The sequence below is a fragment of the Mesorhizobium sp. LCM 4576 genome (assembly GCF_001854815.1).
Lineage (GTDB): Bacteria > Pseudomonadota > Alphaproteobacteria > Rhizobiales > Rhizobiaceae > Mesorhizobium > Mesorhizobium plurifarium.
Genome location: NZ_MDDT01000089.1, coordinates 503,338 through 529,752, shown reverse-complemented (window position 1 = coordinate 529,752; position 26,415 = coordinate 503,338). Strand labels below are relative to the sequence as shown.

At 64.2% G+C, this 26,415-nt stretch carries 22 protein-coding genes and 1 pseudogene; 13 read left to right on the top strand and 10 right to left on the bottom strand.

The features are described 5' to 3' along the window. Window positions 1-81 precede the first annotated feature (81 nt). From LCM4576_RS34110 to LCM4576_RS34080, 7 genes are all read left to right on the top strand, one after another. A complete protein-coding gene (locus tag LCM4576_RS34110; protein WP_071036635.1) occupies window positions 82-954 on the top strand; it encodes a carbohydrate ABC transporter permease in 873 nt (290 codons plus the stop codon). 11 nt (window positions 955-965) lie between these two features. Further along, on the top strand, window positions 966-1,790 hold the full coding sequence (locus tag LCM4576_RS34105) for a carbohydrate ABC transporter permease (RefSeq protein WP_071036634.1): 825 nt from the start codon (window positions 966-968) through the stop codon (window positions 1,788-1,790). 46 nt (window positions 1,791-1,836) lie between these two features. Beyond that, entirely contained in the window at window positions 1,837-2,841 is a 1,005-nt protein-coding gene (locus LCM4576_RS34100) for an ABC transporter ATP-binding protein (protein ID WP_071036633.1), read from the top strand. A 25-nt stretch (window positions 2,842-2,866) separates the two neighbouring features. Beyond that, complete coding sequence (locus tag LCM4576_RS34095; RefSeq protein WP_071036632.1) at window positions 2,867-3,637, top strand: L-iditol 2-dehydrogenase; 771 nt, start codon at window positions 2,867-2,869, stop codon at window positions 3,635-3,637. 163 nt (window positions 3,638-3,800) lie between these two features. After that, window positions 3,801-5,279 carry a mannitol dehydrogenase family protein gene (locus LCM4576_RS34090; RefSeq protein WP_071036630.1) on the top strand — a complete coding sequence of 493 codons (1,479 nt, stop codon included), beginning with the start codon at window positions 3,801-3,803 and terminating at the stop codon, window positions 5,277-5,279. Window positions 5,280-5,299: 20 nt separating this feature from the next. Continuing rightward, complete coding sequence (locus LCM4576_RS34085; RefSeq protein WP_071036629.1) at window positions 5,300-5,983, top strand: HAD family phosphatase; 684 nt, start codon at window positions 5,300-5,302, stop codon at window positions 5,981-5,983. After that, the gene (locus tag LCM4576_RS34080) at window positions 5,980-7,566 is read left to right on the top strand and encodes an FGGY-family carbohydrate kinase (protein ID WP_071036628.1); all 1,587 of its coding nucleotides are present in this window, start codon (window positions 5,980-5,982) and stop codon (window positions 7,564-7,566) included. Before LCM4576_RS34085 ends, LCM4576_RS34080 begins: the two co-directional genes overlap by 4 nt. Window positions 7,567-7,932: 366 nt before the next feature. Here the strand turns inward: LCM4576_RS34080 and LCM4576_RS34075 are convergent, their stop codons facing one another. The 6 genes from LCM4576_RS34075 to LCM4576_RS34050 all read right to left on the bottom strand — a co-directional run bounded on the left by LCM4576_RS34075 (window position 7,933) and on the right by LCM4576_RS34050 (window position 14,304). Continuing rightward, entirely contained in the window at window positions 7,933-9,018 is a 1,086-nt protein-coding gene (locus LCM4576_RS34075) for an ABC transporter ATP-binding protein (protein ID WP_071036627.1), read from the bottom strand. A 3-nt stretch (window positions 9,019-9,021) separates the two neighbouring features. Continuing rightward, window positions 9,022-10,068, bottom strand: a complete 1,047-nt coding sequence (locus LCM4576_RS34070; RefSeq protein ID WP_071036626.1) for an NAD(P)-dependent alcohol dehydrogenase — start codon at window positions 10,066-10,068, stop codon at window positions 9,022-9,024. Between the two features lie 14 nt (window positions 10,069-10,082). Further along, a complete protein-coding gene (locus LCM4576_RS34065) occupies window positions 10,083-10,895 on the bottom strand; it encodes a carbohydrate ABC transporter permease (protein WP_071036825.1) in 813 nt (270 codons plus the stop codon). Between the two features lie 11 nt (window positions 10,896-10,906). Continuing rightward, complete coding sequence (locus tag LCM4576_RS34060; protein WP_041009099.1) at window positions 10,907-11,773, bottom strand: carbohydrate ABC transporter permease; 867 nt, start codon at window positions 11,771-11,773, stop codon at window positions 10,907-10,909. A 98-nt stretch (window positions 11,774-11,871) separates the two neighbouring features. Beyond that, window positions 11,872-13,146 carry an ABC transporter substrate-binding protein gene (locus LCM4576_RS34055; RefSeq protein ID WP_071036625.1) on the bottom strand — a complete coding sequence of 425 codons (1,275 nt, stop codon included), beginning with the start codon at window positions 13,144-13,146 and terminating at the stop codon, window positions 11,872-11,874. A 240-nt stretch (window positions 13,147-13,386) separates the two neighbouring features. Continuing rightward, window positions 13,387-14,304 carry an AraC family transcriptional regulator gene (locus LCM4576_RS34050; protein ID WP_071036823.1) on the bottom strand — a complete coding sequence of 306 codons (918 nt, stop codon included), beginning with the start codon at window positions 14,302-14,304 and terminating at the stop codon, window positions 13,387-13,389. A gap of 240 nt (window positions 14,305-14,544) precedes the next feature. Between LCM4576_RS34050 and LCM4576_RS34045 the strand changes: the two genes are divergently transcribed. After that, a complete protein-coding gene (locus LCM4576_RS34045) occupies window positions 14,545-15,948 on the top strand; it encodes an MATE family efflux transporter (protein ID WP_071036624.1) in 1,404 nt (467 codons plus the stop codon). Window positions 15,949-15,988: 40 nt separating this feature from the next. On the opposite strand, the gene LCM4576_RS34040 is transcribed toward LCM4576_RS34045, so the two are convergent. The 4 genes from LCM4576_RS34040 to speB all read right to left on the bottom strand — a co-directional run bounded on the left by LCM4576_RS34040 (window position 15,989) and on the right by speB (window position 19,443). Next, window positions 15,989-16,636 carry an amino acid ABC transporter permease gene (locus LCM4576_RS34040; protein ID WP_071036622.1) on the bottom strand — a complete coding sequence of 216 codons (648 nt, stop codon included), beginning with the start codon at window positions 16,634-16,636 and terminating at the stop codon, window positions 15,989-15,991. Further along, a complete protein-coding gene (locus LCM4576_RS34035) occupies window positions 16,633-17,301 on the bottom strand; it encodes an amino acid ABC transporter permease (RefSeq protein ID WP_040987022.1) in 669 nt (222 codons plus the stop codon). The genes LCM4576_RS34040 and LCM4576_RS34035 overlap by 4 nt, the downstream gene beginning before the upstream one ends. Before the next feature lie 151 nt (window positions 17,302-17,452). Further along, window positions 17,453-18,253, bottom strand: a complete 801-nt coding sequence (locus LCM4576_RS34030) for a transporter substrate-binding domain-containing protein (RefSeq protein ID WP_071036621.1) — start codon at window positions 18,251-18,253, stop codon at window positions 17,453-17,455. Window positions 18,254-18,387: 134 nt separating this feature from the next. After that, window positions 18,388-19,443, bottom strand: a complete 1,056-nt coding sequence (gene speB / locus LCM4576_RS34025; protein ID WP_041009112.1) for an agmatinase — start codon at window positions 19,441-19,443, stop codon at window positions 18,388-18,390. 205 nt (window positions 19,444-19,648) lie between these two features. On the opposite strand from speB, the gene gcvA reads away from it, so the two are divergent. The 5 genes and pseudogenes from gcvA to LCM4576_RS34000 all read left to right on the top strand — a co-directional run. After that, the gene (gene gcvA, locus LCM4576_RS34020) at window positions 19,649-20,623 is read left to right on the top strand and encodes a transcriptional regulator GcvA (RefSeq protein WP_071036620.1); all 975 of its coding nucleotides are present in this window, start codon (window positions 19,649-19,651) and stop codon (window positions 20,621-20,623) included. 219 nt (window positions 20,624-20,842) lie between these two features. Next, window positions 20,843-22,147, top strand: a complete 1,305-nt coding sequence (gene pncB / locus LCM4576_RS34015; protein ID WP_071036619.1) for a nicotinate phosphoribosyltransferase — start codon at window positions 20,843-20,845, stop codon at window positions 22,145-22,147. A gap of 183 nt (window positions 22,148-22,330) precedes the next feature. Then, window positions 22,331-23,770, top strand: coding sequence for a hypothetical protein (locus LCM4576_RS34010; RefSeq protein WP_071036618.1), 1,440 nt, complete (start codon window positions 22,331-22,333; stop codon window positions 23,768-23,770). Between the two features lie 154 nt (window positions 23,771-23,924). Next, complete coding sequence (locus LCM4576_RS34005; protein WP_071036617.1) at window positions 23,925-25,229, top strand: ABC transporter substrate-binding protein; 1,305 nt, start codon at window positions 23,925-23,927, stop codon at window positions 25,227-25,229. A gap of 291 nt (window positions 25,230-25,520) precedes the next feature. Beyond that, window positions 25,521-26,399, top strand: a pseudogene (locus LCM4576_RS34000) (branched-chain amino acid ABC transporter permease); the annotation flags it as partial. Window positions 26,400-26,415 lie beyond the last annotated feature (16 nt).

The window sequence follows — 26,415 nt, the reverse complement described above, 5'->3', positions numbered from 1 at the left end:
GTTCGGGCGGCCACCCTTCAAGACCGGGAAGATTCTGGGCGCAACTCTGAAAATCCGGYTGACTTTGGGAGGGTGACCGTCATGGCTACTCAGCAAACCCGTTCGCTTGCCCGTTTCATGATGGCGCCATCGGTGATCCTGCTGTTCGTCTGGATGATCGTGCCGCTGCTGTTCACGCTCTGGTTCTCGTTCCAGCAATACAATCCGCTGAACCCGATCCGTGACGGCTTGGTCGGCTTCTCCAACTACGCGCTGTTCTATTCCAACCCGGCCTTCCTCTCCTCGATCCTCAACACGCTGATCATCGTCGTCAGCGTGCTGGTCATCACCGTGGTCGGCGGCATCCTTCTGGCGATGCTGCTCGATCAGCCGATCTGGGGCCAGGGCATCGTGCGCATTCTGGTCATCTCGCCGTTCTTCGTCATGCCGCCGGTCGCGGCCCTTGTCTGGAAGAACATGATCATGCACCCGCAATACGGCGTCTTCGCCGACATCGCGCGCTTCTTCGGCGCCCAGCCGATCGACTGGTTCGGCCAGCACCCGCTGACCGCCATCATCCTCATCGTCGCCTGGCAGTGGCTGCCCTTCGCCACGCTGATCCTGCTCACTTCGCTGCAGTCGCTCGACGGCGAGCAGAAGGAGGCGGCCGAGATGGACGGCGCCGGCTTCCTCAGCCGCTTCTGGTATCTGACGCTGCCGCACATGTCGCGCGCCATCACCGTCGTCATCCTGATCCAGACGATCTTCCTGCTGTCGATCTATGCCGAAATCCTGGTCACCACCAATGGCGGCCCGGGCTACGCCTCCACCAACCTGCCCTTCCTCGTCTACCAGAAGGCGCTGTTGGAGTTCAAAATCGGCCAGGCATCAGCCGGTGGCGTCATCGCCGTCATTCTCGCCAACATCGTTGCCTTCTTCGCCATGCGCGCCGTCGGCAAGAATCTGGACAAGTAAGGGAGGATAAGATGGCCCGCGCAGTCACCACCCAGCACAAGACCATCGCCACGGCCGCGGCCTGGATCGTCGCCCTGCTGATCTTCTTTCCGATCCTCTATACGATCATCACCTCGTTCAAGTCGGAGCAGGAGGCGATCCAGGGCTTCAACCTGATCCCCTCCGGGACCTTCGAGAGCTATTCGGAGGTCCAGCAGCAGAGCGGCTACTTCAAGTTCTTCTTCAATTCGGTGCTGCTGTCGGTCGGCTCGACCATCCTCGCGCTCATCGTCRCCATCCCGGCGGCCTGGTCGATGGCGTTCTCGCCGACCAAGCGCACCAAGGACATCCTGATGTGGATGCTGTCCACCAAGATGATGCCGGCCGTCGCGGTGCTGTTCCCGATCTACCTGATCTTCCGCGACTCAGGGCTGCTCGACAGCCGCATCGGCCTTACCGTGATGCTGATGCTGATCAACCTGCCGATCGTGGTGTGGATGCTCTACACCTATTTCCGCGAGATCCCGGGCGAGATCCTGGAGGCCGCGCGCATRGACGGCGCCTCGCTGTGGAACGAGATCATCTATGTGCTGACGCCGATGGCCGTTCCCGGCATTGCCTCGACCATGCTCTTGAACATCATCCTGGCCTGGAACGAGGCGTTCTGGACCATCCGGCTCACCACCACCAACGCCGCGCCGCTGACCGCCTTCATCAGCTCCTTCTCCAGTCCTCAAGGGTTGTTCTGGGCCAAGCTGTCGGCGGCCTCGACGCTGGCGATCGCGCCGATCCTGATCATGGGCTGGTTCAGCCAGAAGCAGCTGGTGCGCGGCCTGACCTTTGGCGCCGTGAAGTAAGAGCGCCCAAGCGGCGGACGACGATAGATATCCCCGGGAGGAAACCATGGGAAACATCACGCTCAAGAACGTCTCCAAGTCCTTCGGGTCGACGACGATCATTCCGAACATCGACCTCAACATCGAGGACGGCGAGTTCGTGGTGTTCGTCGGCCCCTCGGGTTGCGGCAAGTCCACGCTRCTCCGGCTGATCGCCGGGCTTGAGGACACAAGCGGCGGCACCATCTCGATCGATGGCCGCGACGTCACCCGCGAGGCTCCGGCCAAGCRCAAGCTCGCCATGGTGTTCCAGTCCTACGCGCTCTATCCGCACATGACGGTCGCCAAGAACATCGCCTTCCCGCTGAAGATGGCCGGCGAGGACCAGGCGACCATCGACAAGAAGGTGAAGGACGCCGCGCGCGTCTTGAACCTCACCAACTATCTCGAGCGCCGTCCGGGCCAGCTGTCCGGCGGCCAGCGCCAGCGCGTCGCCATCGGCCGCGCCATCGTGCGCCAGCCCTCGGCCTTCCTGTTCGACGAGCCGCTGTCCAATCTCGATGCCGCGCTTCGCGGCACGATGCGGCTGGAGATCAGCGAGCTGCACCATCAGCTGAAGACGACGATGATCTACGTCACCCATGACCAGGTCGAGGCCATGACGATGGCCGACAAGATCGTCGTGCTCAATGCCGGCAACATCGAGCAGGTCGGCTCGCCGATGGAGCTCTACAAGACGCCGAAGAACCTCTTCGTCGCCGGCTTCATCGGCTCGCCCAAGATGAACATGATCGAAGGCGCGCCGGCGGAGAAATACGGCGCCAAGACCATCGGCATCCGGCCCGAGCACTTGAACATCTCGACCTCGTCCGGCGACTGGAAGGCGACGGTCGGCGTTGCCGAGCATCTCGGTTCCGACACCTTCCTGCATGTCCAGACGGACGGCATCGGCACGATCAATGTGCGTGCCGACGGCGAGGTCGCGGTCAAGCATGGCGACACCGTCTACCTGACTCCCGACAAGGCCAAGCTCCACCGCTTCGGCGCCGACGGCAAGGCGTTGGCCCAGTGAGGACGGGCCCAGTGAGGACGGCAAAGTGAGGCTGAAAGGCAAATCGGCGCTGATCACCGGATCGGCGCGCGGCATCGGCAGGGCCTTCGCCGAAGCCTATGCGCGCGAAGGCGCGACGGTGGCGATTGCCGATATCGACCTCGACGCGGCGCAAGCGACGGCGAAAGCGATCGGCTCCGCCGCTTACGCGATCCAGCTCGACGTCACCGATCAGTCCTCGATCGAGGCCGCGGTCAAGGCGGTCGAGGCGAAGACCGGTGGGCTCGACGTGCTGGTCAACAACGCGGCGATCTTCGACCTCGCGCCGATCGTCGAGATAACCAGGGCGAGCTACGAAAAACTGTTCGCCGTCAATGTCGCCGGCACGCTCTTCATGCTGCAGGCGGCCGCCCGCTCGATGATCGCGCGTGGCAGGGGCGGCAGGATCATCAACATGGCGAGTCAGGCCGGCCGGCGCGGCGAGCCGCTGGTCGCCGTCTATTGCGCCACCAAGGCCGCCGTCATCTCGCTGACGCAATCGGCCGGGCTCGACCTGATCAAGCACCGCATCAACGTCAACGGCATCGCGCCAGGCGTGGTCGACAGCGACATGTGGGACCAGGTCGACGCGCTCTTCGCCAAATATGAGAACCGGCCCAAGGGCGAGAAGAAGCGGCTGGTCGGCGAAGGCGTGCCTTACGGCCGCATGGGCAAGCCCGAGGATCTCGCCGGCATGGCCGTGTTCCTCGCCAGCGACGAGGCCGAATACATTGTCGCCCAGACCTACAATGTCGACGGCGGCCAATGGATGAGTTGAGGGGCAAGTTGAGGGGGAGGCGCTTCTCTTCTTTCCTCCGGAGAAGACGCCGCGGGGCAGGTGAGGGGCAGCATACCGGAACATCAGATGCTGCCCCTCATCCTCGCCCTCCCGAAGGAGGCGGAAACAGTCGGGCTGCAGATCGGCCAAAGGGTAAAGTGAGATGACCGTGAAACTCTCTTCCTCGAACCTCGCCAGGTTGCCGGCCAAGGTCGCCGGTCCGAAATATGACCGCTCCGCCCTGAAAGCCGGCATCGTCCATTTCGGCGTCGGCAACTTCCACCGCTCGCATCAGGCGGTCTATCTCGACGATCTGTTCGGCACCGGCGAGGGCCATGACTGGGCGCTGATCGGCGCCGGCGTGTTCGAAGGCGAGAAGATCGGCCGTTCCAAGCTCGAGGAGCAGGATTGGCTGACCACTGTCGTCGAGCAGGACCAGGGCCATATGAGCGCCCGCGTCACCGGCGCCATGATCGATTTCCTGACGCCCGGCGACGCGGCCGCGATCATCGAACGGCTTGCCGATCCGGCGATCAAGATCGTCTCGCTGACCATCACCGAGGGCGGCTATTTCATCGACCCGGCTTCCGGCAAGTTCAACCCGGCCCATCCCGACATCGTTGCCGACGCGCAACCGGGCGCCGTGCCGAAGACCGTTTTCGGCATCATCCTCGCGGGCCTGCTGCGCCGGCGCGCCGACGRCATCGTGCCGTTCACCGTCATGTCCTGCGACAACATCCCCCATAACGGCCACGTCACCTCCGATGGCGTCATCGGCCTTGCGCGGCTGATCGACGAGGACCTCGCCAGATGGGTGGAGGACAAGGTCGCCTTCCCGAACGGCATGGTCGACCGCATCACGCCGGCCACCAGCGACCGCGAGCGCAAGATCCTCGCCGATGATTTCGGCCTGGAGGACAATTGGCCGGTGTTCTGCGAGCCGTTCAGGCAATGGGTGCTGGAGGACCATTTTACCGCCGGCCGTCCGGCGCTGGAGAAGGTCGGCGTGCAGTTCGTCAAGGACGTCTCGCCTTACGAATTGATGAAGATCCGCATCCTCAATGGCGGCCACGCCACCATCGCCTATCCGGCCGGGCTGATGGACATCCATTTCGTCCATGAAGGCATGCAGGAGCCGCTGGTGCGCGCCTTCCTGTCGAAGCTCGAGCATGACGAGATCATCCCGACCGTGCCGCCGGTGCCGAATACCGATCTGGAGGACTACTACCAGCTCATCGAGCGGCGCTTCTCCAATCCCAAGATCGGCGACACCATCCGCCGGCTTTGCCTCGACGGCTCCAACCGCCAGCCGAAATTCATCATCCCGACGATCGCCGACCGGCTGAAGGCGGGCCAGGGCGTCGCCGGTCTCGCGCTGGAATCGGCCCTCTGGTGCCGCTATTGTTTCGGCACCACCGACAGCGGCGCCGTCATCGAGCCGAACGATCCGAGCTGGGACCGCATGCAGGCGACCGCGAAGGCGGCCAAGGACGATCCCAAGGCCTGGCTGGCGATGGAGGACATCTATGGCGATGTCGGCCGCTCGCCCGTCTTCGCCGAGGCCTTCGCCCATGCCTTGAAGGCGCTGTGGGCGAACGGCGCGCGCGAAACCCTGACGCGCTATCTCGCCGGCAAGCTCTGACGCTCACTGGAAGCAGCGCGATGACGCCGAAACTGGTCATCTTCGACTGCGACGGCGTGYTGGTCGACAGCGAGGCGCTTTCGGTCTCGGCGCTGCTCGACATGATCGAGCTTGCCGGCGGCACGGTGAGYGAGGACACCGCCTACGAGCATTTCCTGGGCAAGAGCATGAAGAGCGTGCGCGAGATCCTCGGCCGGGAGTTCGGGCTGGAGATCAGCGACCGGCATCTGACCRCCATGCGCGTCGACCTCATGCGCAAATTCCGCGAGGAATTGAAGCCGATCCCCGGCGTCAAGGAGGTGCTGCCGAAGCTCGGCCGGCCATGTTGCGTCGCCTCGTCCGGCACGCTGGAGCGCATCCGCTACGCGCTCGAGGTCACYGGCCTGCTCCCCCTGCTGGAGCCGCATCTCTTCAGCGCCACCATGGTCAAACGCGGCAAGCCGGCRCCCGACCTTTTCCTCCATGCCGCCGCCTCGATGCGGGCGGATCCGCGCACCTGCCTGGTGATCGAGGACAGCCCGGCCGGCGTGGCCGCCGCCCGCGCCGCAAGCATGCGCGTCTTTGCCTTCACCGGCGGCTCGCATGCCTCCAACCCCACCCTCAAGGCGCGGCTTGCGTCGACGGAGCCTGACTTTATATTCGCTGACATGCTGCAATTGCCCGATCTGATTGCAGGCCTGGGAGCGAGAGAAAAAGCATCTTGAGGAAGAGTTTCGTTTGCGCGGTCGATGTCGGCACCGGGAGCGCTCGCGCGGGCATTCTCGACTCTGAAGGCAACCTGCTCGGCCGCGCCGATCATCCGATCGCCATGCACCAGCCCAAGCCCGATCACGCCGAGCATGATTCGGAAGACATCTGGTCGGCGGTCTGCAAATCCGTGCGGACCGCTCTCGAGARATCCGGCGTCSCCGGCGGYGATATCGCCGGCATCTCCTTCGACGCGACCTGCTCGCTGGTTGCGCGCGATAGGCAGGGCGGCCAGATCAGCGTCTCGGTCACCGRCGAGAAGCGCTGGGACACGCTTGTGTGGCTCGACCATCGCGCCATCGCCGAGGCGGATGAATGCACGACCAGCGGCCACGCCGTGCTCGACTATATAGGCGGCGTGATGTCGCCGGAGATGGAAACGCCGAAGCTGATGTGGCTGAAGCGCCATCTGCCGAAGACATGGAATGAAGCCGGCTACCTGTTCGATCTCGCCGATTTCCTGACCTGGAAGGCATCAGGCTCGCTTGCCCGCTCGCAATGCACGCTGACGGCCAAGTGGACCTATCTGGCGCATGAGGAAAAAAGCTGGCGGCGCGATTTCTTCGAGCTGGTCGGGCTTGGCGATCTCTTCGARCACGGCAATCTACCGGAAAAGGCAAGCCCGGTCGGCGCCGATATCGGTCCGCTGACGGCGAAGGCCGCGGCCGAGCTCGGCTTGACCGAGAAATGCCGGGTCGGCGCCGGCGTCATCGATGCCTATGCCGGCGCGCTGGGTGTCCTGGGCGGCTTTGCCGGTGACGAGAAGAACATCAGCCGCCATCTGGCGCTGATTGCCGGCACATCGTCCTGCGTCATGGCGATGTCGCTCGACCCGCAGCCCTTTGCCGGGGTATGGGGGCCCTATTACGGCGCGGCTTTGCCGACGCTGTGGCTGTCGGAAGGCGGCCAGTCGGCCACCGGCGCGCTGCTCGACCACATCATCCGCTGGCACGGCGCCGGCGGCGAGCCGGACGCCGCCATGCATATGAAGATCGCCCGGCGCGTCGCCGAGCTGCGCGCCGAGGAGGGTGATGCGCTGGCTGYGCGGCTGCATGTGCTGCCGGATTTCCACGGCAACCGCTCGCCGCTCGCCGATCCGCACGCCGTCGGCGTCATCAGCGGCCTGACGCTCGATTCCTCCTTCGACAGCCTGTGCAAGCTCTATTGGCGCACCGCGGTCGGCATCGCGCTCGGCGTGCGCCATGTGCTCGAGGCGCTGAACGAGAACGGCTATCTGATCGACACGCTGCATGTCACCGGCGGCCACACCAAGAACCCGCTGTTGATGGAGCTCTATGCCGACGCCACCGGCTGCACCGTGGTCGAGCCGCTTGCCGACGAGGCGGTGCTGCTCGGCACCGGCATGGTGGCGGCGACGGCCGCCGGGCTCTACCCCGATCTCAACGCGGCTTGCGTCGCCATGCAGCAAGGCGGCAGGACGCGCGCGCCCAACAAGGAAGCCGGCGCCCGCTTCGACCGCGATTAYCGGATCTTCCTCGAGATGCACCGCCAGCGGCAGATGCTCGACGCGATCGGATAGCTTCCATCATACGCAATTCCGCTACGCTCTATGCACACATGTTCTGTGACTGGCGTGACTGATCGACGTGAGGCTTGATTGCCAGGTGGTTCCCCCAATCCGTCGCTGCTTCGCAGCGCCACCTTTCCCCCTCCGGAGGGAAAGGAAGGGAGCGTTGCCGGACGAGCGTCGACGGCAAAAAGGCTTAGCGCCTTTCCTCTACCCCGTCGATCGGGGGAGAGGTGGCTCGGCGAAGCCGAGACGGAGTGGGGGTCGACCAGCGCAGCATTCGACAATGCATGCGCCAAGCTGCCATGCACAATATCGCCAAAGACCCAGCCGCTTGGAAATGTGTGCATCCTCCAGGCAGTTCCGGGCGGAGCTGCGCTATTGCCTGCGCAGCGACTTGCCGGTCTGCGCGTCGAACAGATGGATGCTGTCCTCGTCGAAGCTGTAGCGCACGGGCGCGCGCAGCTCCGGGCACTCGCGGGCTGGCACCAGCGCGCTGATCTCCTTGCCGCCGGAGCCGAACGTCACCAGCGCGTCATTGCCGTGGAACTCGATGAGGTCGGCGGTGCCTTGCAAAAGGTTTGCCGCGCCTGCCTGCGCCGTCTTCAGATCCGGAGGCCGGATGCCGAGCACCACGCGATCGGCGTGCTCGAGATGGAAGTCGCTGCCCAGCAGCGATAGCACCGTTCCGGCGCCGGTCAGCGTCCAGCCGTCGCCCTTCCGGCCCACCGTAGCCTCGATGAAATTCATGTTCGGCGTGCCGATGAAGCCGGCTACGAACTGGTTGCCGGGACGCCGATAGATTTCCGCCGGCGAGCCGATCTGCTCGATAACGCCGTCCTTCAGCAGCACGATGCGGTCGGCCAGTGTCATCGCCTCCAGCTGGTCGTGCGTGACATAGACCGTGGTGGTCTTCAGCGACTGGTGCAGCCTGGCGATCTCGACGCGCATGTGGTTGCGCAGCTTGGCGTCGAGGTTGGACAGCGGCTCGTCGAAGAGAAAGACCTTCGGTGTCTTGATCATGGCGCGCGCGATCGCCACGCGCTGCTGCTGGCCTCCGGACAGCTCGGTCGGCTTGCGGCCGAGATAGGGTTCGAGACCAAGCGTTTTCGCGACGGCCTCGACGCGCTTCCTGATCTCAGCCGCCGGCACCTTCTGCCGCTTCAGTCCGAAGGCGACGTTGTCGAAGATCGTCATATGCGGATAGAGCGCATAATTCTGGAACACCATGGCGATGCCGCGGTCGCCGGGCTCGAGATCGTTGACCACCTTGCCGCCGATCGACACCTCGCCGCCGCTGATGTCTTCCAGCCCCGCCAGCATCCTCAGAAGCGTGGACTTGCCACAACCGGAGGGTCCCAGGAACACGACGAACTCATGCTCCTCGATCGCGAGGTTGAGATCGCGGATGACCGTCGTGGCGCCGTAGGCCTTGTCCACATGGGAGCAAACGATCGCGGACATGCCTTATCCCTTCTCGCCGGTCAGCAGGATCTGCAGCTTGACATCCTGCGGCTTGCCTTGCGCGGCGCGCTCGAACGCCTTGATGCTCTCGGAGAAATCATAGGTGCCGGTGATCAGCGGCTTGAGGTCGACCTTGCCGGAGGCGATGAGCTGCAAAGCGCGGTCGAAGATGTTGGCATAGCGGAACACGGTCTCGATGCGCACCTCCTTGGCGATCGCCGCCGGCACGTTGAGCTCGACCGTTTCCACCGGCAGGCCGACCAGCACCACCGCGCCGCCCRGCCGCACGATGTCGAACAGATTGGCGAAGGCCTTCGGGCTGCCGCTCGCCTCGAACACGATATCGGCGCCCCAATTGTCGGWCGCGGTCGCAACGGCGTCGACCAGCGACTGTTCGCCGATATTGAYGGGCACGATGCCCGAATACTGGCCGGCGATCTCAAGTTTGGGCGCTGAAAAGTCTGAAATGAGCACTTTGGAGCATCCGCCCGCCAGCGCGGCCAACGCGATCATGATGCCGATCGGACCGCAGCCCACGACGACGGCGACGTCGCCGGGCACGATGCGGGCGCGTGCCGCCGCCTGCATGCCGATGGCGAAGGGCTCGACCATTGCGCCCTCGGCGAAGGAGACATTGTCCGCCAGCTTGTAGGTGAAGGCCGCCGGATGGACGGCGTAAGGCGCGAGCACCCCATGCACCGGCGGCGTCGCCCAGAAGCGGACGTCCGGATCGACATTGTAGATGCCGAGCTTCGTCGCACGCGAGGAAAGGTTCGGCACGCCCGGCTCCATGCAGACGCGGTCGCCGACCTTCAGGCTCGTGACGTTGGCGCCGACCTCGACGATCGTGCCCGACGCCTCATGGCCGAGCACCATCGGCTGGCGCACGATGTAGCTGCCGATGGCGCCATGCGTGTAGTAATGCACGTCGCTGCCGCAGACGCCGACCGTGTGGATGGCGATCCGGACATCGTCCGGTCCGACATCTTGCGGCAGCGCGATCTCGCGCAGCGACAGTTCGCCTTTTTTCTCAAGCACCAGTGCCCGCATCGGGTGTCCTCACTTCAACTTTTCTTTTGCCGGAAAACGGAATTCAGGAAGCCGCTCAAGACACCGAGGAAGAGCAGCGGCGGCAGCGACAGGAGCACGACCGAGGCGTTGAGGATGCCCCAGGGCACGTTCATGCCTTGCTGCGACAGCTCGGACGCCACGATCGGCAGCGTCTTGGCGTTGGAGCTCGACAGCATCAGCGCGATGAGGAACTCGTTCCAGACCAAGACGAAGCTGAAGGCGATGGCGCCGATCAGCGAGCGMGCCGCGACGGGAAGCGCGATCCGCCAGAACACCGAATAGGCGCCGTAGCCGTCGACGAAGGCCGCTTCCTCGATTTCCTTCGGCACGCCCTGGAAAGCCGGGATGGCGAGCCACATGATGACGGAGATGGTCAGCAGCGAGTAGGTGATGATCAGCGCCGGCAAACTGTCGTAGAGTCCGACCTGCAGCCAGATCACCATCAGCGGGATCGCCACCGCCACCGGCGGCAGGAAGCGCAGCGACAACACGAAGAACTGGATGTCGCCGGCAAAGCGGTTGGGATAGCGCGCCACCGCATAGGCCGCCGGCAGGCCGAGAACGATGCCGATCAGCACCGCCGCGCCGCAAGCGACCGCGGAGTTGTAGAGCCCGGTCAGCACGCTGTCGCGGCCGAGGATGTAGCTGATGTTGGCCAGCGTCGGCGTGAAGACCACTTTCGGCACGCGCGTGATGATGTCGACATTGTTCTTCAGCGCGTTGAGCGCCGTCCACACCAGCGGGAACACGGCCAGGAATCCGGCCAGCGCCAGTATGGCCTTGGCGATCAGTCGGCCCGGTCTCATCCGATATTGCTTCATGCCTGCACCCGCTTCCAAAGCATGGTGAAGGTGATGACCGTCGCGATCATCATCAGCACGGCCATGGCCGAAGCGTAGGAGACCTTGCCGGACTCGATGAAGCCTTGCGAGAAGGCGTACATGTCGAGCGTCTCGGTCGCGACGCCCGGTCCGCCGCGCGTCATCACATAGATCAGGTCGAAGGAGCGCAGCGACTCGATCATCTTGACGAACATCAGGCTGATCAGCGGTGCCTTCAGCATCGGCAAGGTGACATAGGCATGGATCTGCCAGCGCCTGGCGTGATCGAGCCGGGCCGCCTCGATCGGCTGCGGCGGCAAGGTCTCGAGCAGCTTCAGCACGATGACGGCGAAGAACAGCCCCCATTGCCAGACATCCACCGATGCGACGGCGAAGAGCGCGGTGCCCGGCTTGGACAGCGGATCGAAAATCAGCCCGCCGGTGATCAGCCGGTAGGGGTAGGTCGCGATGCCGTAAAGCGGGTGATAGGCGAACTTCCAAACGAAGGCGGCCGAGACGCGCGGCAAAAGCACCGGAATGATGAACAGAAGACAGTAGAAATTGCGCAGGCGTGGGCCGGCGACCTCGAACATCAGCACGCCGAGCCCGACCGCTACCACCATCGTCGCGATGACTGTGACGATCTCCCATTTCACCGAGACCCAGACGGCGTTGAGGAAGCGGCGGTCGAGGAAGAGATCGGCGAAGTTCGAGAACCACACCCAGGAATAGCCGGTCGTGCTCAGCTCGCGGTTCTGCAGCGCGATGACGATGGCATAGAGCGTCGGCACCATCGACAGCACCAGAAGGATGGCTAAGGTCGGAACCAGAAATGTGACTGGCAGGGAAGAGCGTCGGCGCATGGCCTATCCTCGGGTGTATTTGGGTCGTTGGTAGAACCCGCGGCGCGGATCCCGGCATTCCTTCGAATGCCGTGGACCGTACGCCGCGGGCGGGAGGATTACTTCTTCTTCACCAGCTCGTTGGCATAGGCCTCGAGCTCGTTGAGGCCGCCCTTGATGTCGGTCCGCGTGCCGGTGACCAACTCCTCCAGGATGATGCCCCAGCGGTCGCCGAGATCGGGCCAGCGCGGATCCTGCCAGAAGTTCACCGCGGTCACCTTGCCGGTTTCGGCCAGCGCCTGACCGAGATCGGCGCCGTAGATGTCGGCGAATTCCTTGCTGGAAAGAATGCTGGTGCGGTTCAGCTCGCCGAACTGATGCGCATCGAGCCGGCGCTTCTCGTTCTCCTTCGACGTTGCCCAGGCGATGAACAGGCCGGCGCATTTCTTAGCCGCGTCATCGGCATTGGCCTTGGTGCCGATGGCGAGCCCATGGCCATAGCCGCCGCCCGGCAACGGCGAGGGCGGCGGCAGGAAGCCGACCTTGCCGACCACCTGCGAGGTCTTCGGGTCGACCGCCATGCCCGACAGCGGCGTCGATTCGACGAGGATGGCGACCTGGCCGGAGAGGAAGGCGCCGGTCGATTCATCCCAGCTGCCGGTCTGCGTGCCGGGCGCCGAGTCCTTGAACAGCTTCAAATAGGTCTCGGTCGCCTTCACGGCGGCGTCCGAATTGAAAGCCGGCTTGTCGCCGTCGAACCACTTGCCGCCATAGGCCTTGAAGAACGGCATCCAGCGCCAGACATTGGCGCCCGAGCCGCGCGCGCCGCGCAGCGCGATGCCGTACATGCCCTTGTCGGCATTGGTCAGCTTCGGCACGTCGGCGATCAATTCGTCCAGCGTCTTCGGCGGCTGGACGCCGGCGGCTTCCAGCACGTCCTTGCGGTAGACCATCAGGTCGCCGCCGCCGGTCAGCGGCGCGAACCAGACCTTGCCGTCATAGGTGGCGACCTTCTGGCGGCCGGGATCGAAATCGGCGTAGTCGTAGTCTGCCGGGTAATAATCGGTCAGCGGCACGATCCAGCCCGAGGAGGCGAACAGAGCCACATTGGCCTCGTCGACATAGTAGACGTTGTAGTTGCCGAYGGTGGAGGCATCGGCGCGCGACTTGGCGCGGCGGTCGTTCTCGTTGAGGTAGTCGATCTGGAAGCCAGCGCCGGAGAGCTTCTTGAACTCGTCCTTGGAGTCCTCCAGAAGCGTCAGGCCGTCGCGCGGCTGCGCCAGCACCTTGACCGGCGCCGAGCAGACGGGCGCCTGGGCAAGTGCTGCGGTTGACACGGAAGCGGTAAGCACGAACGCTGCGCCGAGGCTGGCAGCGAGCCGGTTTGAATTCATTGGTTTTCTCCTCCAGGAACACTCGCGAAAAGCGGCAGGTCCTTGGATTAGGCGACCCTCACCGTCRCCCGCAGGACCTTCCACCCGTCGCCAAAATGAGCAGTTGGAGAGGGCGAGGCTAGAAGCCCCGTTGCAGCAGATCTGTACTTTTATGCATTGTGCGGCGCAAAAGATGGCGCGGGCAGAGTCTGTCCGTCACACGAGTATCAGTGCCATCGGAGCATTYGGCTCTCGGCTGTCCTACGCCCTTAGCGTCAGGCGCTGCCGCGACAGCTTGCGATAGGATGACGGCGTCATCTTGTGCTTGCGCAGGAAGGCGCGGTTGAAGTTCGAGATGTTCATGTAGCCGACCTGGAAGCAGATGTCGGTGATCGGGATATCGGTGTCGGCGAGCAGCTTGCAGGCCTGCCAGAGCCTGAGCTTGGCRAGGTGGTCGCTGAAGGAATTGCCGGTGTTCTTCTGGAAGAAGCGGGAAAAACTGCTTTCGCTCATGYCGGCCAATGCCGCGACGTCCGGCAGCCTCAGGTCCTCGGCGAAATGCTGGAACAGGTAGGTCAGCGAGCGTTGCACGATATCCAGCGACTCCGCGTCGAGAAGCGGGGAGAAATCCGGCGACGACAAAAGCTGGTATTCGTCGGTGGTGGCCAGAAGCTCGAGCAGCTCGAGGAACATGCGGAACCGCGCCAGCCCATGCACCTCGCCCATCCGTTCCATCAGCTCGGCGCCGTCGAGCGCCGTCCGGCCATGGAAGACCATGCCGCGCAGCGAGCGTTCCAGGAACGGCTCCAGCTCGCGCAGTTCCGGCAGCAGCCCGGATGAACCGCGCAGCCGCTCGGGATCGAACTGCAGCACGATATCGCGGCCCTCGATCAGTTCGCCGGGCTGCACCGCCGTCACCCAGTCATGCGGCAGCCCGCCGCCGACGATCGTCAGGTAGCCCGGCCCGAACTCGCCGATATGGTCGCCGACCAGCACCACGCCGGACGATTTCCTGAGCAGGTGGATTTCGTATTCCGGATGGAAATTCCAGACATTGCGCTCCCACGGATAGTCGTCCAGCCGCCACAGGAAACTTTCGCTTGCCTCCGTCACGATGTGCTCGAAGGCAGGCGCCGTGCGCGGAATCGCGGCTGTATTTTTTCTGCGCCTGAACGGCATCATTCCTCCCGGCACGGCGCGCCTGCGCATGCTCAGGCCATCCGTAACAGTCGAAGGCCGGCAAATGAAAGGGGCGTCGCGGAATCTGGGCTCCGCCTGGATCAATCGCTGCCCGGACCTCCTCCCTTGCCAAAATGTCGCTTTTCATTCACAAGGCGACGCAAATGGCGCCATTTCGCGCCATTGTTGTGCGGCTTCCGGCCCTTTGGCCGACGCGCCGTGTTCTGAAAGAGCGGAACAATGTCTGCGATCGAAGCCGGCGCTCGCGCGCCGGAAAACCTTTGGCGTCAGGAAATCAGGGCGACGATCGCGCTCGCCTGGCCGATGGTGCTGACCAATCTCGGCCAGACGGCCATGACCGCGACCGACGTCATGATGATGGGCCGGCTCGGGCCCGATACGCTCGCCGCGGGCGCGCTGGGCTCCAACCTCTATTTCATGCCGCTGATCTTCGGCCTCGGCCTGATGCTGGCGACCTCGCCGATGATGGCGACCGAGCTCGGCCGTCATCGACACTCCGTGCGCGACCTGCGCCGCACCGTGCGCCAGGGCCTGTGGCTGGCGATCCTGATCTCGATCCCGATCTGGATCTTCCTTTCGCATGGCGAAGAGGTTCTTCTGGCCATGGGCCAGAAGCCGGAGCTTGCGCATCAGGCCGGCATCTATCTGCACTGGCTGCAATGGGCGGTGCTGCCCTTCTACGGTTATATCGTGCTGCGCTCCTTCATCTCGGCGCTGGAGCGGCCCGGCTGGGCGCTGATCATCGTTTTCGTCGCGGTCGCCTGCAACGCCTTCTTCAACTGGGTGTTCATGTTCGGCAATCTCGGCGTCAAGTCGATGGGCATTGCCGGTTCCGGCCTCGCCACCACCTTGTCCAGCACGCTGATGTTCGTCGGCCTGGGGGCGGTGGTGATGCTCGAGAAGAAGTTCCGCCGCTACCGTCTGTTCGGCCGCTTCTGGCGTTCCGACTGGCCGCGTTTCCGCGGCCTGCTCAGGCTCGGCATGCCGATCGCCGGCATCCTTGCCTTCGAGGTGACGATCTTCAACGCGGCGGCCCTGCTCATGGGCCTGATCGACGCGGATTCGCTGGCCGCCCATGCCATCGCCATCCAGATCGCCTCGATCTCCTTCATGGTGCCGCTCGGTCTCAACCAGGCGGTCACGGTCCGTGTCGGCCTGGCGCATGGCGCCGGCAATCCGGAAGGCGTTTCGCGCGCCGGTTGGACCGCTTTCGTCATCGGGGTTTCCTTCATGGCGCTGATGGGCCTGGTGATGATTCTGTGGCCGCATCTCCTGATCGGCGCCTTCATCGATCTTGCCGATCCGGCCAATGCCAGGGTGATCACGCTTGCCGTGTCCTTCCTTGGGTTCGCGGCGCTGTTCCAGATTTTCGACGGCGCCCAGGCGGTCGCCGCCGGCATGCTGCGCGGGTTGCACGACACCAAGGTGCCGATGATCTATGCGGCGATCGGCTATTGGGGCGTCGGCCTGCCGCTCGGCGTGCTGCTCGCCTTCCATTTCGGCTTCAACGGCGTCGGCATCTGGATCGGCCTGGCGTCGGGACTGGCCGTGGTGGCGGCGCTRCTGCTCGCGCGCTGGCTCAGACGCGACCGCATCGCGCCGGCGCTGTCCTTCGGGCATTGACGAGAAAGGCTGCCGRCATGACCGGCAGTCTTGAGCCGGCTCAGCGCACCGGCGCCTGCTTTTCGAGCCGCCGTGCGTATTGCGTCAGCGGAAAACACATGACGAAGAAGATCAGCGCCACCAGCCCGTAGACCTTGAACGGTTCGAAGGTCGCGTTGTTGATGGCGTTGGAGGTCCTGACCAGCTCCTCGAAGCCGATGATCGAGGTCAGCGCCGTCGATTTGATGAGCTGCACCAGGAAGCCGACGGTCGGCGCGCGGGTGATGGCGAAGGCCTGCGGCAGGATGATCAGCCTGAGTTCCTGCAGATAGTGCAGCCCGAGGCTGGCGCCGGCGTCCCATTGGCCGCGTGGCAGTGCGTCCACGCCGCTGCGCCAGATCTCGGCCAGATAGGCGCTGGCGAAGAAGGTCAAGCCCAGCGCCGCCGCGGTCCACGGCTCGATGYGCAGCCCCAGCATCGGCAGGCCGAAGAACATCAGGAAGAGCTGCATCAAAAGCGGCGTGCCCTGGAACAGCGCGATATAGCCCGAGGCGATGCGCTTCACCCATTTGTTTTTGGCGATGCGGAAGAACAGCACGACCAGCCCGACCAGCGCGCCGCCGATGAAGGCGGCGAGCGACAAGAGCACCGTCCAGCGCGCGGCGAGCAGGAGGTTGCGCACGATATCCCAGAAGGTGAACTCGATCATGACACGCCTGCTCCAAGCGCCCGGCGCCCGCTGGCGACCAGCAGCCGGCGCAGCCCCATCGACAGGCCGAGATAGACCATCGTCACCACGAAATAGGTCTCGAAAGCGCGGAAGGTGCGGGCCTGCAGCATATCGGCCTCGTAGGTCAGTTCGCGTACCGCGATCTGCGACACCACGGCCGATTCCAGCATCATGATGACGATCTGGCTGGTCAGCGCCGGGTAGATCACCTTCAGCGCCTGCGGCAGCACGATCTTGACGAATACTTGGCGGGGCCTGAGGCCGAGAGCCAGCGCTGCCTCGGTCTGGCCGCGCGGCACGGCGTCGAGCCCGGCRCCGACGATCTCGATCGTATAGGCCGCCATGTTGAGCGTCATCGCCAGCATCGCGGCCAGGATCGGGTCCAGCCTGATCCCGAGCGTGGGCAGCCCGAAGAAGATGAAGAACAGCTGCACCAGGAACGGCGTGTTGCGCATGACCTCGACATAAACGCCGATGGCCAGCTGAAGCGGCTTGGGGCCGTTTCTTTTGCCGGCGGCGCCCAGGATGCTGAGGAAGGTGCCGGCGAGCGTGGTGACGGCGATCAGAAGCAGCGTCATCGCCGCGCCGCGCGCGATCACGCCCGCCGCACCCGCAAGCCAGCCGAAGTCGAGGCTGTAGCCCATGGCGATTGACCTTGTTGAAGGCGCCCGGCCTAGAGCAATTCCAGGAAAAGTGTGAAGCGGTGAGGTTCGGCTTCGCCGTAACTTTCCGTCCGGAATTGCGTGAAAACAAAGAGAAGGTTCGGCGCCCGTTACGGCGCCGAACCGATCGGCATCAATCCTTGAGGTTGTCGGGATTGAGCGGCGTCTTCAGCCAGGCCTTCGAGCTCTCGTCCAGCTTGCCGTCGGCAAGCATCTTGGCGACGGCGTCGTTCACCGCCTTCTTCAATCGCTCCTCGTTCTTGTTGAGGCCGATATGCGAAGGCGAAGTGAGCAACTGGAATTTCTGTTCGGGCTTCAGCGCATCCTRCTTGGCCAGCACCTGCGCGCCGACATCGTTGCCCACGACCATCAACTGCGTCTGGCCGGAGATGAAAGCCTGGATGACGGAATTGTAGTTGTCGAAGCGGCGGATATCGGCGGAAGCCGGCGCCGCCTGGGTCAGCGAGGTGTCCTCCAGCGTGCCGCGATTGACGGCGATCGACTTGTCGGCGAGGTCTTCCTTGCCTTTGACGGCGAGCTCGGCCGGGCCGATGACGGCGATGTAATAAGGCGCGTAGGCGGCCGCGAAATCGATCACCTCAGCGCGCTCCTTGGAGTAGCCGACGCTCATCAAGATATCGACGCGCTTGTCGGTGAGATAAGGGATGCGGTTCTGGCCGGTGACGCTGACCAGGTTGAGCTTCACCTTCAAGGCATCGGCGATCGCCTGCGCCACGTCGATATCGTAGCCCTTGATGCTCATATCGGCGCTCGCCGAGGAGAAGGGCGGGAAGTCCGAGAAGATGCCGACATTGATGGCGCCGGCCTTGGTGATGTCGTCGACGGCATCGGCCTTGGCGGCTTGGGTGGCGAGACCGGCGCCGAGCATCATGGCTGCCGCGATGGCGGATTTCAGAGCATTGCGAAGAGTCATTTTTGGGTTCCCCTGCTGGAAGCTTGTTTGTTGCGTCCGGCCGCCGGCTCCAGCGCGGCGGCCGTATTGGCTAAGCAATTCCAGGAAAAGTGTGACGCGGTTTTCCGTCCGGAATTGCGTGAAATTACGATGTCTCAACCCTTCTTGATCGCCGGGCTGAACACCATCAGGCTCAGGATCTCGAACAGGACCTGGGCGCCGACATGGGCGGTGTTCGTGGTCGCGTCATATTGCGGGGCCACCTCGACGACGTCGCCGCCGACGATGTTGAGGCCTTTCAGCCCGCGCAGCAATTCGAGCACCTCGCGCGTCGTTAGCCCGCCGACTTCCGGCGTGCCGGTACCCGGCGCGAAGGCCGGATCGATGCTGTCGACGTCGAAGGAGATGTAGGTCGGGCCGTCGCCGACGATTTTGCGCGCCTTCTCGATGATGGCCGGGATGCCGAGCCCGGTTACTTCCTCGGCATGCACGACGGTCATGCCGGACTCGTAGGTGAACTCCCACAGATATTCGGCCGAGCCGCGGATGCCGATCTGGATCGTGCGCGAGGGATCGAGCACGCCGTCCAGCACCGCGTTGCGAAACGGCCCGCCATGGTGGAACTTGGTCATGTCGAACAGCCCGCTGGTGTCGCAATGGGCGTCGATATGGATCATGCCGACCGGCGCCTTCTTGCCGACCGCCTTCAGGATCGGATGGCTGATCGAATGGTCGCCGCCGACTGAGAGCGGCAGCACGCCGGCATCGACGATCTGATTGGTGCGCTTTTCGATGTCCTCATGGCTGATCTCCAGCCGGTAGCGGCTGCGGAATGGCGTGTCGCCGATGTCGGCGACGCGAAGCTCATGCGTCGGCGCGCATTCCAGCACGTGGTTGTAGGGACCGATGCGCTCGATGGCGCGCAGCGCGCGCGGCCCGAAGCGCGAGCCGGGACGGTTGGTGACGCCGAGATCCATCGGCACGCCGATCATCGCCACCTGCAGGTCGCCGAAATCCGGGTTCTCGGCAGCGATTTCGCGATAGGGCGCGGCGAGGAAGGTCGGGATGCCGGAATAGGGGGCAAGCCGCGTGCCCGATTTGTTGAAGATCTTGTCGGCGACCTTGCGGAATTTCGGATCGAACATCTCGCCGCCATGGCTCTCGCCATATTTGCGGCGCAACGCTTCGAGCTTGCCGCGATCGTAACCCATGTCCGGTCTCCTCTGCCTGCTGCCCGCACGGACGATTTGCCAAGCCAGCCTGTTGTCAGGCCAGATCGTTACCCGCTGTCCCTTGCGGATTTTCACGTCTCTTGAAAGCTGTTCCGGACAAAAGTGTCGGGCAGCCGCATTGAAAAATCAATTGATATTGTTAGGGTCACTGCTGTGAGAAAATCTCACAAAGTAGGAGCTATCCATGGCCAAGCGCCTGCCGCCGCTGAATCCGTTGCGCGCCTTCGAAGCCGCGGCGCGGCACGCCTCGCTGACCAAGGCGGCGGGTGAGCTGAATGTCACCCATGGCGCCGTCAGCCACCAGATCAAGGCGCTCGAGCAGTCGCTCGGCGTGAAGCTGTTCGAGCGCACAGGTCAGCGGGTGAAACTGACGCCGCATGGCGCGGAGTTCCTGCCGGCGGTCTTGGCCGCCTTCGAGGGCATCGCCGCCGCCACCCAGCGCATGACCAGGCCGGCGAGTGCTGGCGCGCTCTCGGTCTCCTGCGTGCCGGCGCTGTTGCTGCTGTGGATGACGCCGCGGCTCGGCTCCTTCACGACGCAATATCCCGACATCCAGCTGACGCTGATCCCGTCCAACGATCCCAAGGACATCCGTGCCGCGGACATCGACGTCTGCGTGCACTATGGCGACGGCGGCTGGAGCGACTGCTGGATACGCAAATGGTCGGGGCTGGAGCTCTTCCCCGTGGTCAGCCCGACGCTGATCAACAACCGGCCGATCCGCAGCGTCCGCGACCTCGCCGACCATGTGTTCCTGCATGGCGACGATGGCCGCGAATGGCACACCTGGCTGGCCGCCGCCGACGCGCTCGACCTGGAGCGCGGCCGCCGCCACCGTCTGGGTGATGCGCGCATGGCGACGGAGGCCGCCGTGCACGGCCATGGCGTCGCGCTCGGCGATTCCGTCACCGCGCGCGCCCTGCTTGCTAGGGGCATGCTCGTCGCGCCATTCACTTTGTCAGTGCCGGCGGTCGACGATTTCTACGTCGTCTGCCGCAACGAGATGCGTTCGGCGCCGATCGTCCAGTTGTTCATCGACTGGCTGTTCGCAGAGAAGGAGCAGGACGAGGGCCGCGCCGATGCCCCCGTGGCCGGCCGCATGCCGAGCCGCAGGAAACGTCCCGCGCTGAAGGTTGTCGGTGCCAGGGCCCTGTCCTGACGGCTGGACTTGCATAGCTGCTTTTTGTCGGGCCAGCTTGCAAAGCTGCAAGCGCGTTCGAAAATACAATGCTAAGAGGCATTCCCGCGGCTCGATCATGATCCCGAAAAGTGGAAACCTGTTTTCGGAAAAGATCGTGCTCCAACAGAAAGCTGGATCAGAAAGGCGATTCAACGAGACGCCATCCTGATCCGGCGAGCAACGAAAGCGCATTGAGACATGGCAAAGACCGATATAGCGCGCCGCGTCTACAACCACACCTGGAAGCTGGACCCGATCGTCCGCAGCCTGYTGGACACCGACTTCTACAAGCTTCTGATGCTGCAGATGATCTGGGGCATGTATCCCAAGGTCGAGGCCACCTTCTCCCTGATCAACCGCACAACTTCGGTGCGCCTCGCCGACGAGATTGACGAGGGGGAACTGCGCGAGCAGCTCGATCATGCTCGTACGCTGCGCTTCWCGAAGAAGGAGATGATCTGGCTGGGCGGCAATACCTTCTATGGCCGCAAGCAGATCTTCGAGCCGGAATTCCTCGCCTGGCTCGAGGATTTCCGCCTGCCCGAATACGAGCTTTCCAGGCGCGATGGCCAGTTCGAGCTCTCTTTCGCCGGCCCCTGGATGTACACGACGCTGTGGGAAATCCCGGCCTTGGCCATCATCAACGAGCTGCGTTCGCGAGCGGCGATGCGCTCCTTCGGCCCGTTCGCGCTCGATGTGCTCTATGCCCGCGCCAAGGCCAAGATGTGGGACAAGACCGAGCGGCTGAAAGCGCTGCCGGGCATCCGCATTTCCGACTTCGGCACGAGGCGCCGCCATTCGTTCCTATGGCAGCGCTGGTGCGTCGAGGCGCTGAAGGAAGGCATCGGCGATRCCTTCACCGGCACGTCCAACGTGCTTTTGGCGATGGATAACGACCTCGAGGCCTTGGGCACCAACGCGCATGAACTGCCTATGGTCTTCGCCGCCCTTGCCAACTCCGAGGAGGAACTGAGRCAGTCGCCCTACAAGGTGCTGCAGGACTGGCAGCGCTACTATGGCGGCAACCTCCTGATCGTGCTGCCGGACACGTTCGGCACCGCCGCATTCCTGCGCGATGCGCCGGACTGGATTGCCGACTGGACCGGCTTCYGCCCCGACAGCGCGCCGCCGATCGAAGGCGGCGAGAAGATCCTCTCCTGGTGGCGTGAGAAGGGCAAGGATCCCAAGCAGAAGCTGCTCATCTTCTCCGACGGGCTGGAGGTCGAGACCATCGAGGAAGCCTATCGTCACTTCAAGGGCAAGGTGCGCATGTCCTTCGGCTGGGGCACCAACCTCACCAATGATTTCGAGGGCTGCGCGCCGACCGAAACCAAAAGCCTCGACGCCATCTCGCTGGWCTGCAAGGTCAGCGAGGCCAATGGCAGGCCGGCGGTGAAGCTGTCGGACAACCCCGCCAAGGCGACCGGGGATGAGAAGGAGATCAAGCGGTATCTGAGGATTTTCGGCGAGAAGGGGCGGGTGGAGCAGCTGGTGAAGGTGTGAGGCTTAAGGCCTGGACGAATGGAATTCCTGGACAAACCGAGTTCCTTCGCGCCCCCCTCTGTCCTGCCGGACATCTCCCCCACAAGGGGGGAGATTGAGCTCTCATTTCCGGTTTCGCCAATTTTCAACGCTGGAAGGAAAGAGCCGGCGCCCCATCAGCCGATCTCCCCCCTTGTGGGGGAGATGTCCGGCAGGACAGAGGGGGGCGCCGTAGAGCGCCAACCCTGGAGACTGGCGTTTCTTGCATCCACCTTCGCCTTCCTTCCCAACCCCGCCTTCGCCCAYGCCTCCGATCGCGGCCATGTGCTCCTTCTCCCGACGGGCTACTACATCGCCGGCGGCGCTTTTGCCGTGGCGGTCAGCTTTCTCGTCCTGGCGTTGCTGCCGCCCGCCGCGCTCGACAGTTTCTGGCGCCGGCGCCTGTCGCTCTTCACCCTCGGCGATCGCCCGCGCACCATCGTCAGCCTGGTTTCCTTTGCCGGCTTCRCACTTCTGATCGCCGCTGGCCTTTTCGGCAGCCGCGACCCGCTCTCCAACCCGCTCCCCCTTGTCATCTGGACGCTGCTCTGGGCCGGCTTCACCCTGCTGCAAGGCGTCTTCGGCGATCTCTGGTCATGGCTCAACCCGTGGTATGGGCCTTGGCGCTTCGCCTCTCGCATCCTCGGCCTTCGCGCGGACGTCGCAAAGCCGTCACGCCTGCCGTCATGGCTCGGCTTCTGGCCGGCCTTCATGCTGTTCTTCGCCTTCGCCTGGTTCGAGCTGATCGATCCGGCGCCCGACGATCCGGCCCGCCTGGCCTTTGCCGCCGGCCTCTACTGGCTGGCGAGCTTTGTCGCGATGCTCATCTTCGGCTACGACGCCTGGAGCAAGCGTGGCGAATTCTTGACCATCTTCTTCGCCATGGTCGCCCGTTTCGCGCCGTTCGAGCGCCGCGAAGGCCGCCTCTCGCTCTGCTGGCCCGGCGCCAAGCTGCTGGCCGCCGAGCCGCTGCCGATGAGCGGCACGGCCTTTCTTCTGCTGGCGCTGTCGTCGGTGTCCTTCGACGGCCTGTCGAAAACCTTCCTCTGGCTCGGCCTGTTCGGCGTCAACCCGCTGGAGTATCCCGGCCGCACCGCCCTGATCGGCATCGGCAGCTTCGGCCTCGTGCTCACCTTTGTCCTGCTCGCGGCGGTGTTCGCGTTGGCCGTCTTTCTTGGACAGCGGCTCRCCGGCGATGCGCAGCCGTTCGGAAAAGCCGCCGGCCTGCTGGTCTGGTCGATCGTGCCGATCGCGCTCGCCTACCACATCGCGCATTACCTCGCCGTGCTTCTGGTCGACGGCCAGTATGCGCTGGTCGCGCTCTCCGATCCCTTCGCGCTCGGCTGGAACCTGTTCGGCACCGCCAACAGGATGGTCGAGGCCGGCATCGTCGCCGGCGCTCAGTCGGCCTGGTGGCTGTGGAACCTGCAGGCGGGTGTCATCATCGCCGGCCATGTGCTGGCGGTCCTGATCGCGCACGGGCTCGCCTGGCGGCTGCATCCGCAAGCCTCCCGCGCGGCGCTCAGCCAGCTTCCGCTGACACTCCTGATGATCGCCTATACGATATTCGGCCTTTGGTTGCTTGCCACGCCGACGGCGGGATGAGAGAAGGGCGCCGCTGAATACCGTTGGGGAAGCTCGCTTGCCAGCTCACGGCTTTGGTGATTTAGTTTGTACACATGCAATTTTCGCATCCTCCGCGCGAGGAGGATCGAGCCGCCTTATCGCTGGTCAAAACTGAAAAAACAGGGGAACGGACATGGCTGACAAGAACGGATTTTTCGACCTTTCCAAGACGACGCTGTCGCGCCGCACGGCGCTGAAGGGCATGGCCGCAGGCGCCGGCCTCGCGCTGGCCCCCGGCTTCGTCCGCTACAGCCAGGCGCAGAGYTCGGCGCCCATCAAAATAGGTTTCCAGTCRCACCGCACCGGCATCGGCGCCGCCTATGGCCGCTGGTACGAGAAGACCAGCGCCGCCGCCGTCAAGACGATCAACGACGCCGGCGGCATCGGCGGCCGCAAGGTCGAGCTGGTGATCGAGGATGACGGCACCGATCCGGCGCGCGGCGCCGAGGTGGTCAACAAATTCGCCAAGCAGCACAAGACCGACATCGTCTTCGGCACGCTGTTTTCGCATGTCGTGATCGGCTCGGCGCCGGCGGCCGGCGAGAACAAGATCCCCTATTTCGTGGTCAGCGAAGGCCATCACGTCGCCTCCACCAAGCTCAACCGCTACGTCTTCCAGCCCGGCATCACCGACGTGAAGAGCCAGATCCAGTCGATGGCGCCGTGGATTGCCGCCAACGCCGGCAAGAAGGTGACCCAGATCTTCCCCGACTTCGCCTTCGGCTACGACCATCGCGACTACCTGCCGCCGGCGCTGAAGGCGCAGGGTGGCGACGTGATCGCGCAGATCGCCATCCCGCCGACGGAGTCGTCCTTCACGAAATACTTCCCGCAGATCCCAGCCGAGACCGAGGTGATCTACCACGTCATGGTTGGCCCTGCGGTGCTCACCTTCGTCAAGGAGCTCGGCGAGTTCTACGGTTCGCAAGGGCCGCAGCTCTTCGGCTTCATTGACTCACTCGAAGCCGTCGACATCAACAGCCCCGGCCTCGAATTCCTCGACGGCAGCCATTTCTGGGAAGGCTCGCCGCGCTACGCGCAGGCCGACGATTCGGCCGCGCAAAAAGCCTATCGCGCCGCCGTCGRCATCGACGACAATGGCGCCGCCGTCGGCGACCCCAAGGACGTCTCCACTGCCGCCCACATGTTCGGCTGCTGGGAGACGCTCTATGTCGTCAAGAAGGCGATGGAGGATGCCGGCTACAAGGGACCCGAGGACCGCGCCAAGCTGGTCGAGGCCACCGAGGCGCTGAAGGAATTCGCCGAAGGTCCAGAGCATCCGCAGGGCCCGAAGACCTTCAACGGCAAGATCCACCAGTGCTTCGGCATCCAGAACATCTCCAAGGTCGAAGGCGGCAAACTCAAGGTTGTCCACAAGACCAAGATCGAGGACGGCCTCTACGAGCCGGAAGGGGACTACACGACGCAGGCGCTGTAGGTTCATTCCAACCAGCGTGAGCGCCCAGGCCCCCCTCTCTGTCCTGCCGGACATCTCCCCCTCAAGGGGGGAGATCAGCAGCTTGTGCGAAGGCGGCCATCTATCGGCCTTTGCGATTGGCGAAAGCGGTAGGGACAGCCAATCTCCCCCCTTGCGGGGGGTGAGGAGCGGTCCGCGCAGCGGACGGAAAGCCAATTGCTTGGCTTTCCGAGCGACGAACGCCCGGAGCGATAGCGGAGGGCCGGGCCCGGCAGGGCAGAGGGGGGTGCCTCGCGCATCCGTTCGCGTGTAATGCATTTCGGACCCCATCTCCTCCTCGCCGCTCTCGAAGGCCTCGTCACCTCCGCCGTGCTGGCGCTGACGGCGCTCGGCCTGTCGCTGGTGTTCGGCGTCATGCGCGTCGTCAATGTCGCGCATGGCGAGTTCTTCATGCTGGGCGCGGTGCTCGCTTGGGCGGTCTCGACGGCGATTTCCGGCCATCCRGCCATCGGCTTCGTGGCGGCGCTTGTGATCGCGCCCTTGCTCGTCGGGCTGGTCGCGCTCGTCGCCGAGCGCCTGGTGCTGCGCCGGCTGAACTACAATCCGGAAGGCACCATCGTCGCCACCATCGGCATGCTCTACATCATCCAGCAGCTGGCGCTGACCTTCTACGRCCCCGAGGCCCGCCCCGTGGAGCCGCCTTTCAGCTACCGCATCCTTTTGCCGTGGTTCGGCTATTCCGGCTACAAGCTGTCGGTGGTCGCGGCCTCCGCCATTCTGCTCGTCATCACCTGGCTCGTGCTGACCCGCACGAAGATCGGCCTGATCATGCGCGCCACGCAGTATGACCGCGAGACGGCGCAGGCTTTCGGCATCCCGGTCGAGCGCGTCTATGCCGGCGTCTTCGCCGTCGGCGCCATGCTGGCGGCGATCGCCGCCGTGCTGATCGTGCCGATCAGCCAGGCGCATTACCTGATGGGRCAGGACCCGCTGCTGCTCTCCTTCATCGTCGTCATCATCGGCGGTCTCGGCTCGTTGCGCGGCACCGTGGTCGCCGCCGTCCTGATCGGCCTTTCCGACGGCATCGTCTCGATGTTCTTCTCGCCGACTTTGGCCAAGATCATCGCCACGCTGGTGGTCGCCATGGTGCTGGTGTTCCGGCCGCAAGGGTTGTTCGGGACGACGTCCAGAYGAGGRATGCTTCGCC

Coding starts and splice junctions, on each gene's coding strand:
- LCM4576_RS34110 (WP_071036635.1), top strand. CDS start 82: ATGGCTACTCAGCAAACCCGTTCGCTTGCCCGTTTCATGATGGCGCCA.
- LCM4576_RS34075 (WP_071036627.1), bottom strand. CDS start 9,018: ATGTCCGCGATCGTTTGCTCCCATGTGGACAAGGCCTACGGCGCCACG.
- LCM4576_RS34060 (WP_041009099.1), bottom strand. CDS start 11,773: ATGCGCCGACGCTCTTCCCTGCCAGTCACATTTCTGGTTCCGACCTTA.
- speB (WP_041009112.1), bottom strand. CDS start 19,443: ATGGGTTACGATCGCGGCAAGCTCGAAGCGTTGCGCCGCAAATATGGC.
- gcvA (WP_071036620.1), top strand. CDS start 19,649: ATGGCCAAGCGCCTGCCGCCGCTGAATCCGTTGCGCGCCTTCGAAGCC.